4 protein-coding genes and 4 tRNA genes are annotated in these 6,462 nt (G+C 61.2%); 2 read left to right on the plus strand and 6 right to left on the minus strand.

From position 1 onward, the window contains the following. Positions 1–75: 75 nt before the first annotated feature. Positions 76–684 (minus strand): HIT domain-containing protein, encoded by a 609-nt coding sequence (locus CXY74_RS13115; protein WP_104200818.1) that lies wholly within the window; start codon positions 682–684, stop codon positions 76–78. Between the two features lies 1 nt (position 685). Then, positions 686–2,629: a threonine--tRNA ligase gene (gene thrS, locus CXY74_RS13120; protein ID WP_233193390.1), complete on the minus strand. Its 1,944-nt coding sequence runs from the start codon at positions 2,627–2,629 to the stop codon at positions 686–688. A 315-nt stretch (positions 2,630–2,944) separates the two neighbouring features. Between thrS and CXY74_RS13125 the strand changes: the two genes are divergently transcribed. After that, a complete protein-coding gene (locus CXY74_RS13125) occupies positions 2,945–3,937 on the plus strand; it encodes an Ig-like domain-containing protein (RefSeq protein WP_233193391.1) in 993 nt (330 codons plus the stop codon). A 211-nt stretch (positions 3,938–4,148) separates the two neighbouring features. On the opposite strand, the gene CXY74_RS13130 is transcribed toward CXY74_RS13125, so the two are convergent. The 3 genes from CXY74_RS13130 to CXY74_RS13140 all read right to left on the minus strand — a co-directional run bounded on the left by CXY74_RS13130 (position 4,149) and on the right by CXY74_RS13140 (position 4,482). After that, a tRNA-Val gene (locus CXY74_RS13130) sits at positions 4,149–4,220 on the minus strand. A 43-nt stretch (positions 4,221–4,263) separates the two neighbouring features. Beyond that, positions 4,264–4,337 (minus strand) — tRNA-Cys (locus tag CXY74_RS13135). A 73-nt stretch (positions 4,338–4,410) separates the two neighbouring features. After that, positions 4,411–4,482 (minus strand) — tRNA-Gly (locus CXY74_RS13140). A gap of 235 nt (positions 4,483–4,717) precedes the next feature. On the opposite strand from CXY74_RS13140, the gene CXY74_RS13145 reads away from it, so the two are divergent. Beyond that, positions 4,718–4,790 (plus strand) — tRNA-Val (locus CXY74_RS13145). 362 nt (positions 4,791–5,152) lie between these two features. On the opposite strand, the gene CXY74_RS13150 is transcribed toward CXY74_RS13145, so the two are convergent. Then, a complete protein-coding gene (locus CXY74_RS13150) occupies positions 5,153–6,355 on the minus strand; it encodes a site-specific integrase (RefSeq protein WP_104200821.1) in 1,203 nt (400 codons plus the stop codon). Between the last annotated feature and the right edge of the window lie 107 nt (positions 6,356–6,462).

Consider the following 6,462-nt stretch of genomic DNA (forward strand, 5'->3'; position numbering starts at 1 on the left):
TAGTGGTCTCGTCGGTGGCTGGTGCACTGACAGGGGAAGAACGGACGCGCCGACACGCGTCCGGTGTGAATCGAGTTAGCGGGTCGCCGCAGCGGGCTTTGCGACGCTTGGCCAGCCGTCAGCGATTTCGCGCCGCACATCGCCGAGCAGGCGCGGAATGGCCTTGGTGCCGGCGATGATCGGAAAGAAATTCGAGTCGAGGGCCCAGCGGGGCACGATGTGCTGGTGCAGATGCTCGGCGATGCCCGCCCCGGCGATGCGTCCCTGATTCATGCCGATATTGAATCCGTCACAATTGGACACCTGCTTCAGAACCCGCATGGCGATCTGCGTCAGTTCGCCGATCTCGGCGACCTCCTCTGGTGTGGCCTGGTCGTAGGTGGCAACGTGCCGATACGGGCAGACCAGCAGGTGACCGCTGTTGTACGGAAATAGGTTGAGCAGCACATAAGCGTGGGTGCCGCGCGCCACGATCAGCGCCTTCTCATCGTCCAGACCCGGAGCGATGCAGAACGGGCAGTCATCCGGGTGCGGTTGTTGCCCATCCTGGATATAGACCATCCGATGCGGTGTCCAGAGCCGTTGGAAGGCATCCGGAACCGCCGCGAACTCGGCAGCGGTTTCGCTCGCACCCGCGTCGCCAGTGTCCGAGCCGCGCAGCCGATCGTCCGGAATTTCCGTCATGCTACGCCTGTACTTCGGCCGCGATCGGGGTAACTGGGCTCGTGGTGACCTGCGCGCGGTTCTCGATCGATTCCACGATGAGGCGCACGGCCTCGGCGATCGGTACGCCATTTCGCTGCGTACCGTCACGAAAACGAAAACTCAGCGCTCCGTTGGCCTGGTCGTCCTCGCCCACAATGAGCTGGTACGGCACCTTGGCTTTGGTGTGGGTGCGAATCTTCTTCTGCATGCGGTCGTCGGAATGGTCGACTTCTGCGCGCACTCCAGCCTTCTTCAGTGTGGCGATCACGTCGTCGAGGTATGGGCCGTACTGCTCGGAGACGGGGATGCCGACGACCTGCACCGGCGCCAGCCAGACCGGGAACGCCCCGGCATAGTGCTCGGTGAGCACGGCGAAGAAGCGCTCGATCGAGCCGAACAGGGCGCGGTGGATCATGACCGGGCGCTGGCGGCTGCCATCGTTCGCCGTGTATTCGAGGTCGAACCGTTCGGGCAGGTTGAAGTCGAGCTGAATGGTCGACATCTGCCAGGTGCGGCCGATGGCATCGCGGGCCTGCACCGAGATCTTGGGGCCGTAGAACGCCGCCCCGCCCGGGTCGGCGACCAGATCGAGACCGGATGCCTCCGCGACTTCCCGCAGTGTCTCGGTCGCTTCATTCCAGGCGTCGTCGCTGCCGACGAACTTTTTCGGGTCTTTGGTGGACAGTTCGAGATAGTAGTCCTCGAGGCCATAGTCGGCGAGCAGCTGCAGCACGAAGTTAAGCGTGCTGGTGAGCTCCTCTTTCATGCCTTCTTTGGTCGTGTAGATATGGGCGTCGTCCTGGGTCATGCCGCGCACCCGGGTGAGCCCGTTGAGCACGCCGGACTTCTCGTAGCGGTAGACCGACCCGAATTCGAACAGGCGCATCGGCAGCTCGCGGTAGCTGCGGCCGCTGGACTTGAAGATGAGGTTGTGGAACGGGCAGTTCATCGGCTTCAGGTAGTAGTCGACGCCCTGGCGGGTGACATGGCCGGTCTCGTCACGTTCCTCGTCGAGGTGCATCGGCGGGAACATGCCGTCGCGGTACCAGTCGAGGTGGCCCGAGGTCTCGAACAGGGTCGACTTGGTGATGTGCGGCGAGTAGACGAAGTCGTAGCCGGCTTCAACGTGGCGCTTGCGGGAGTAGCTTTCCATCTCCTGACGGATGATGCCGCCCTTGGGGTGGAACACGGCCAGACCCGAGCCGATCTCCTCAGGAAAGCTGAACAGGTCGAGTTCGGCGCCGAGCTTGCGATGATCGCGCTTGGCGGCCTCTTCCTGGCGGGTTTGGTAGGCGCGCAGTTCGTCCTTGGTGGGCCAGGCGGTGCCGTAGATGCGCTGCAGCTGCGGGTTCTTCTCGGAGCCACGCCAGTAGGCGGCGGCCAGCCGGGTGAGCGAGTAGCCGTTGCCGATCATGCGGGTGTTGGGCAGGTGCGGGCCGCGGCAGAGGTCTTTCCAGACCGTCTCCCCCGTCTTAGGGTCAACGTTGTCGTAGATGGTGAGTTCGGCGCCGCCGACCTCGACGGACTCGTTGTCTTCGGTGGTGGAGCCGCCCTTCAGCCCGATGAGTTCGAGTTTGTACGGTTCGGCAGCCAGTTCGGCTCGGGCTTCGTCATCGGTCACGACTCGGCGCACGAAGCGCTGACCCTGACGAATAATGCGATCCATCGCTTTTTCCAGTGATTTCACGTCGTCCGGGGTGAACGGAACCTCGACGTCGAAGTCGTAGTAGAACCCGTCGGTGATGGGCGGGCCGATGCCAAGCTTGGCGGTCGGGTTGACCGTTTGCACTGCCTGGGCGAGCACGTGAGCGGCTGAGTGGCGCAGAATGCTGAGGCCGTCGGGAGAATTTATGCTGACCGGCTCGACGGCATCCGTTGGCAACACCGTGGCGGCCAGGTCTTTCAACTCGCCGTTGACGCGCATGGCGACAATGGATCGATCGGTGAAAAGCGCAAAGCCGTCAGCCACGTGTATAACTCCCTGTTGTTTGCCTACCCGTCAACTTTAGCGGCGTGCGCGGGTGCGCTCGTCGGTTGCCAGAGCGCGCGGCCGCGAAAACGCACGCCCGCACTTCTAGCCCCGCCGATATCGGAGTATCTTGTCCGTAATTTGGGGGGCCGATCACTACCGACCGCAAAGAAGCGAAAGATGATACTTGCACCGCACCCATCCCATTCCAGCCATGCGGGCGCGAGGCGCTCGTGGCGTTTTCCTGCGCTGATATTACCGGCCGCCGTGATGCTCGGCGCCCTCATCGCCGCGCCGGCAGCATCAGCGGTAACGGATGCCACGGCCCTTTCCACGGGGCGGGCCACGGTCAATATCGTGGCCGGCACTTTCGATATCTATTTCGCCGGGCAGGCCGCGTCCGTTTATGGCGAGATCACGCCCACCGCCCCCGCCACACGCGTCCCGACGGGGACTGTTCGGGTCGTCTCCCTCGAGCCGGGCAACCCCACCGAAACGCCGACGCTCCTGCCGAGCGACACGGCCGGTGTGTTCTACTCCGACGCTCATCCCAGCGTGGCCGGAACGCGCCAGTTTCGAGTGGACTACCTCGGGGATAAGAACTTTGCCCCGGCCTCGAAAACCTTCAACTACTTCGTGCCGACCGGTCCTGATACGAAAACGACGCTGACCGCGGCGCCCTCCGGCACCGTAACGGCCGGGCAGCGCATCACTTTCACGGCGAACGTCACGGACAGTCAGGGGCGCGCCCTAAACGGTGACCGATCAGGCGAAGAGATCACTTTCTACGACAACGGCCAGCCACTCGTTGGCAACCAGGTGTTCGGCGAATGGCACTCCACCCTGACCACGACGAGTCTGTCCGTGGGGGTGCACCGCATCACCGCCCAAAGTTTCGCCGTGTTCTACGAGTCGTCGACGTCGCCGGCGGTGACGGTCACGGTTCTGGCAAAGACCGCCGGGGCCAGCAAAGTAGCTGGAACGCTGACCCTCTCGCCGAGAGGTGAGGTCAATGTCGGTACCGCCGTCACGGCTGTGGCGAAATTCGCTCCGCGCTCCGGCACCGCCGTGGTGACCGGTTTCGTGCAGTTCTACGACGTGACAACGAAGGTCGGCACCCCGGTGGCGCTCAAGAACGGTTCAGCCACGTTTCGGTACGCGTCGCTCAAGGTCGGCGCTCACGTGCTGGTCGCCCGCTACCTGGGCACGTCGAACTTCGCTCAGGCGTTGACCGTGCCGAAAATCGTGCGGGTAGTTCGGTAGCAGGGGGTGTGAGGGCGCAGCCCGGTCATGTCCGGGCTCCGACCTCACACCGATTCCGATTCCGATTCCGATTCCGATTCCGTCGAGCGTTCAATCACGAAATTGGTGCCGAGAACCCCGCTGCTCCCGGCCGGTCGGCGACGTGCGCCGAGGCTTCGGGCAGAAAAAAACCCCGGATGACCGGGGTTCTCATTCAGCTGGAAAAGCTCTGTGGGCGATACTGGGATCGAACCAGTGACCTCTTCCGTGTCAGGGAAGCGCGCTACCGCTGCGCCAATCGCCCAAGATTCTGGGAACTATCTATTCTTCAGGACGTGCACAAAGAATGGAGGTGGATACGGGATTCGAACCCGTGTTAACGGCTTTGCAGGCCGCTGCCTCGCCTCTCGGCCAATCCACCATGTGGGTTTACACCATATGGGTTCATACCAAACGAATAGGAACCGGCCTTTCGACCGATTCCAGTTCATTCGAGCGGATGACGAGATTCGAACTCGCGACCCTCACCTTGGCAAGGTGATGCGCTACCACTGCGCCACATCCGCAACTGTCCGCATTTCTGCGTACTTGAAGACTCTAGCCGAATAGCAAGACGGAAACCAAACCGAGCCGTTTACGGCGTGTTGCGTCGGTCGGCGCGACGGCCTGCCGTGACCTGACTGCTGGCCGCGCACGGCACCCGCGCCACTCCCAAAGCGGTCTCGATGTGCGACGGCGCGCCAGTCTGGGCTAGTATCAAAAGTCGCAAGATAAGCCTTGGCTGTTGTGCGAAAAGTAATTGGGCGATTGGCGCAGCTGGTAGCGCGCTTCCTTCACACGGAAGAGGTCGTGGGTTCAAGTCCCGCATCGCCCACAAAGAGAAACCCCCGGTCAGCGGGGGTTTTTTTATGAATAAATGCGGATTTCGAAGACTCTATTCTGATCAGAAAAACCCCGAAAAAACACAAAACGTCATGAATACTGGTGAACGCGTCGTTCTCTGAGCCCACGCGGTTCGGTTGAAAAGACACAAAAGACACGCAGTTCTTCACCTCGCTCAATGCGGTGAACCTTCGACATTCACGCGTGTGTCGACTATCTGCGGACCCGAGGCTGCAACTCAGGCTGCAGAACGCCGTTCGAAGCCCTCAGCACCCACAAGAAACGGAGGATGGAGCGCGTACCCAATTACTTCACAGATCGCTCTCACGGCGCTCTGAGGCGTTGCTCTGGGAGCTATCTACTCAACTCGAGAGATGATGCAGTTTCCCAAGCGCCCGTCCCCACGCGTTTTGTCGCCTGGGCGTTCAACGCTTTGGCAACATTTTCCTCATCCTCGCTGAACAGGTCCGCATAAACGTCCAAGGTCATCGATGCTGAGGAGTGACCGAGCATCACTTGGAGCGCCTTGATGTTGGCGCCGGCCGAAACGCTGAGAGAAACGGCCGTGTGTCGCAGGTCGTGCGGCGTGATATCAGGAAACGGCTCGAAGCTGAAGCCCACTAGTTCCGCTGCCTCAAGGCGTGCGGCGTTTATCTTCGCCTTGGCGTCCGCGAACGTTCTCGGACGCCAGTCGTCAAGCCGGACCAAGCCGCCCCGCGGCGCGCTAAACACGAGCTCTGACTGCGCCTTCCCTTCAATCTGCTCGCGAATCATGGCATCGAACATTTCCGGATAGTGGACGGTTCGAACCTTGCCGAACTTCGGTGGACCCTCCTCCATACGTCCATTTACCGAAGTGACAGAACGAGTAATGCGAAGTCGTCGCGTCCCGAGGTCCACGCGTTCAACCCGGAGAGCACTCAACTCCCCGAATCGCAGGCCGCAGTATGCCAAGACCCCGATAAGCGTCTTCGACCGTGGGTCGATAGCATTTGCCAGTTCAAGAACCTGCTCATGTGTCAGGTAACGATGTTCCCTCCCTTCGATCCGCGGCAGAGTGGCGCCCGCTGCAGGGTTGACTGCGATGGCCCCGCTGTCTACAGCCCTCTGCAACGATGCGAGGAGGATCCCATGGGCTTTCTGAACGGTGGAGGGTTTGGCGTTTTCCACCGTGATCCTCTCTATCCACGTATTGACGTCCGCCCGAGTGATGGTGCCGAGTTTCTTCTCAGACCAGTCGTGGAACACCCACGTCTTGGCGATGGCCCGCCGGTTTGCGATTGTTGACGGACTGAGGCGGATTGTGCGTGCCACGTGGGCCTCGATGAACGGACCGAGAGGTAGTTTCAGGTCTGATGGGAGCGTAGCGGTGCCGTCCGCCTTGGCTTGACTCTGTTTCCGTTCCCAGGCCTCTGCTGCGGTCTTGGTCTCAAACGAACCCTTGGAAGCGGATCTTCCGTCCTTCGTCCGGTACCGTACCCGCCAACGCTTGACTTTCTTGAGCTCAAGAGTCTTCTTATCAACCTTATTCACTGAGTATTCGACGATTGTTGCCACATCCTGAGATTAGAGGATCGGCCGACCCCCTACGTGCCAGGGTTGGGTGAGGCCAGTAGCTAATAGCAAGTCCGCCGTGTGACGTAGGGCGAGAATCAGGAATCATC

It is taken from the genome of Cryobacterium sp. Y29, assembly GCF_002929825.1.
Lineage (GTDB): Bacteria > Actinomycetota > Actinomycetes > Actinomycetales > Microbacteriaceae > Cryobacterium.